The sequence below is a fragment of the Pedobacter sp. HMWF019 genome, assembly GCF_003061025.1.
In the GTDB taxonomy this organism is placed as follows: Bacteria; Bacteroidota; Bacteroidia; order Sphingobacteriales; family Sphingobacteriaceae; genus Pedobacter.
The window spans coordinates 1-3,601 of record NZ_QAIL01000598.1; the positions used below are offsets into that span (position 1 = coordinate 1).

Genomic DNA, 3,601 nt, shown 5'->3' on the forward strand with positions numbered 1-3,601 from the left:
CTGAAGAAGACACTAAAGTGTTTGAAAAAGCAGATTGTAATGCCCTGCACAAAGGCGCTGTTTCTTATTCAGACGCAGTTGTACTGGCAGATGAAAATCTTGAAGCAGATGTGTTAAAATTTGTTAAAGATTCTAATAAACCAACTTTAGCTTATAATTTAACCGAAAATTTCGACAATTTCTATTCACTTTATGAGGAGATTTCGAATGAAGAAATGGTTTCAATAGCATAAACACGGTATTATCAATTTAAATATGAAATTTTCAAAACTAGACTTATTGACCCTGTTGATAAGTCTTTTTATTTTTAGCTCCTGTAATAAGTCCAACACTTTGGGCCTGGACCTTGATCCAAACAACGCAATACAGGGCAACCTTGTAGATACTTTAACCATTTCCACCAGGACCGTAACCGATGATCCGCTAACCACCTATCTGGGCACCGGCGGAAGCAATCCAACACGTTATCCTCTGGGTTTTCTGAACGACCCTGACTTCGGAACTTCGCAGGCCAGCCTGGCATTGAGTGTAAGTACGCCTGGAAATACCGCTTATACTTTCGGGACAAACCCGGTAATAGATTCGGCGGTACTGGTATTGCCTTATTCTACCCAGTTCTACGGAGATACTACAAGTTCTGTGTATACGGTCAATGTACATCAGCTGAAAAGCAATATGGACAATGAGACTTCGTTTGTGAGCAACAGGGAATGGAAATATGACGCTGCTGTTTATGGAACTTATTCTGCAAAAATAAAACCAACTACACCGTTTAAAATTACCAGCATTGTAACCGGAGCTGCAGATACTTTAAAATCTGTTGTGCCTCAAATGAGGATCAAACTGAGCAATTCATTTGTTCAGCAAAATATTGCGAACCTAAGCACTGCTCAATTGCTAAACAGACCAAGTTTTACTGATGTTTTCAAAGGACTTTATTTAACCGCTTCAACAACAGGGACAGGCGGTATTATGTTCATGAATTTTGCATCAAACTCAAAACTCGAAGTCTATTACAAAAGACAGAACGCAACAACAACAACAGCAATTGATACTGTATATGCAGAATTTGCTGTAGGTACAACATCCGGACCTGTTGCAGCTAAAGTTGATCATACCTGGAGTACTGGTGTGCAGGCACAGCTTGCTGCACCAAAGCAGCAATTTACAACTACTTACCTGCAACCTCTTGCCGGCTTAAGGACCAAGATCAGCTTTCCGTCGCTTAAAAATTTACTAAATACCATTGGCGGAAGAATCGTTATCAACAAAGCAGAATTACTTGTTGATGTAAGTAATGGTACCGACGCTGTTTTTCCAGCACTCCAAAACCTGACACTATACAGGTTAGACATTGCAGGACAGAGAAGCTACCTTCCAGACAATACCGCAGGTTTAAGTTCAGGAGTTGACCCAAGGGCTGCTGCTCAGTTTTTCAGCTACGACACCACTAAAAAGCAGTATAAATTTATTCTTACCGCTTATCTTCAGGATATTCTGGATGGAAAAACAATGGACTACGGAACCTATATTGCACCAACTGCACCAGAATACAGCATTGGGTCTTCTGTAAGTATTGCCAACAGGTCTATTATTGGTTCATTCCAAAACACAACCAACAGGGTTAAGTTAAATATTTACTATACCAAGATCAATTAACGATTTAAGATATCATAAAAAAGCCCTGCTTGATCCAAGCAGGGCTTTTTTATGATATCTTATTTTCTTAGAAAGGCAAGTCACCCGAAACACCATCCACATCCAGAAAGTCATCTTCGTGCTTTGGTGCCGAAATATTCTGACCTGGACTAACAGGAGCCGCTTCAAAATCACTTTTTCTTCCTAATATGGTAAAGTTCTCAGCCACTACCTCCGTTACATACTTTTTAATCTTTTCCCGGTCTTCAAAAGAACGCGTGCGAAGCTTGCCCTCGATATAGACCAATTTCCCTTTTTGTAAATATTTCGAAGCCACTTCCGCTAACCCTCTCCATAAAACAATATTATGCCATTCAGTCTGCTCAACTCGTTTGCCGTCTTTATTATAAGTTTCTGAGGTAGCCAGCGGAAAGCTTGCAACTGTTACACCTCCTTCTAAATGCCGGACTTCAGGATCCTTACCTAAATGTCCAACTAAAATTACTTTATTGATACCTGACATGTGCTTATATTATTTGGTTAAATGGGCATTTATAAAATTGCTGATTACTTTAGGCTGGGGCAAATCGTCCAATTCTGCTCTTCCCACCCACTTTATATCCGTATTACCTTTAAAGTTAATGATATAATTATCTAAAGCAAAAAATTGAACATATATAATTTGGTGAGTTAAGACATGCTTCATTTGCATGACCGGATGTATAATCACGTCCTTACCATATTCTTGCCGGATGCGTTCGTAAAGATCCAGATTAAAGATACCGGCCTCTTCCTCCGTCTCTATCAGCGGAAAATCATACAAGTGCTGCCATATGTCTCCAGGGTTTCTTCTTCTGATCAGAATATCTGCTCCATTTTGCAGGATCATATAATTAAAATAGCGGTTGCGCTTCACCAGCTTCTTCAGCTTTACCGGAAGTATAGCCACCTCCTTCTGCTGAAAGGCGTAACAATCCAACTGCAATGGGCAAACAGAGCAATTGGGAGATTTAGGCTTGCACTGCAAGGCACCAAATTCCATAATGGCCTGGTTATACACCATAGGATCCTGCCCCTCCATCAGAGACTGGGCAAGTTCAGAAAACTCCTTTTTTCCTTCAGTACTGTTGATTGGCGTACGGATTCCAAAATACCTGGCCAGTACTCTAAAAACATTACCATCCAGTACGGCCTTTGCTTCTCCTGAAGAAAAAGAGGAGATGGCTGCAGCGGTATACTCACCAATGCCCTTCAACCTGATCAGCTCATCGTAACTGACCGGAAAAACACCACCGTACAATTCCTCAATTAGCTGCGCTGTGTGCAACATATTTCTTCCGCGGGAGTAATAACCCAGGCCTTGCCATAATTTGAGCACCTGGGTTTCTGTAGCCGCTGCAAAATGACTTACTGTTGGGTATTCCTGAAGGAATTTATTGAAGTATGGCAATCCCTGTTCTACTCTTGTCTGTTGCAAAATGATCTCAGACAGCCAGATCACATAAGCATCCCTGGTATTTCGCCAGGGGAGGTCCCTTTTATGAATATGATACCAGTTGGTTATTTCTTTCTGAAAGTGCATAAGGGCCAAAAATACGTTGTCTCCCTGGTCTTTTTATGAGAATATTCTCGTTTTAGTACTTTTATTTCATCTGTTTAACTCCGATTTCTATCCTCACAGATCTTTTTTTTATCCTGCGGGAAGCCTGGCAAACTTTATTCAGGACAGCATTTAAACGATAATCTTCCAGCGTTTTTACAAAACTTGCAATTCTCTGATCAAAGAAGAAGCAAATAAATTATCTTTTATTTTCCTATCTCATTAAAAAGCAATACTTTTGCAACCCCAAAACACTTATAATATTTAACACACAATAATTTAATAATAGAAAATATGACTAAGGCAGATATTATTTCAGAGATATCAACAAAGACAGGAATTGAAAAGGTAGATGTGCAAGAA

3 protein-coding genes and 1 pseudogene are annotated in these 3,601 nt (G+C 39.9%); 2 read left to right on the forward strand and 2 right to left on the reverse strand.

The genetic code is table 11. The features are described 5' to 3' along the window. Both DBR11_RS28410 and DBR11_RS28415 read left to right on the forward strand, forming a co-directional pair. Positions 1-233 (forward strand): annotated as a pseudogene (locus DBR11_RS28410) (starch synthase); the annotation flags it as partial. Positions 234-255: 22 nt separating this feature from the next. Beyond that, entirely contained in the window at positions 256-1,659 is a 1,404-nt protein-coding gene (locus tag DBR11_RS28415; protein ID WP_108555900.1) for a DUF4270 domain-containing protein, read from the forward strand. Positions 1,660-1,726: 67 nt separating this feature from the next. Here the strand turns inward: DBR11_RS28415 and DBR11_RS28420 are convergent, their stop codons facing one another. Together DBR11_RS28420 and mutY are read right to left on the reverse strand one after the other, a co-directional pair. Beyond that, positions 1,727-2,161, reverse strand: coding sequence for a single-stranded DNA-binding protein (locus DBR11_RS28420; RefSeq protein WP_108555901.1), 435 nt, complete (start codon positions 2,159-2,161; stop codon positions 1,727-1,729). A 9-nt stretch (positions 2,162-2,170) separates the two neighbouring features. Continuing rightward, positions 2,171-3,220: an A/G-specific adenine glycosylase gene (gene mutY / locus DBR11_RS28425; protein ID WP_108555902.1), complete on the reverse strand. Its 1,050-nt coding sequence runs from the start codon at positions 3,218-3,220 to the stop codon at positions 2,171-2,173. Positions 3,221-3,601 lie beyond the last annotated feature (381 nt).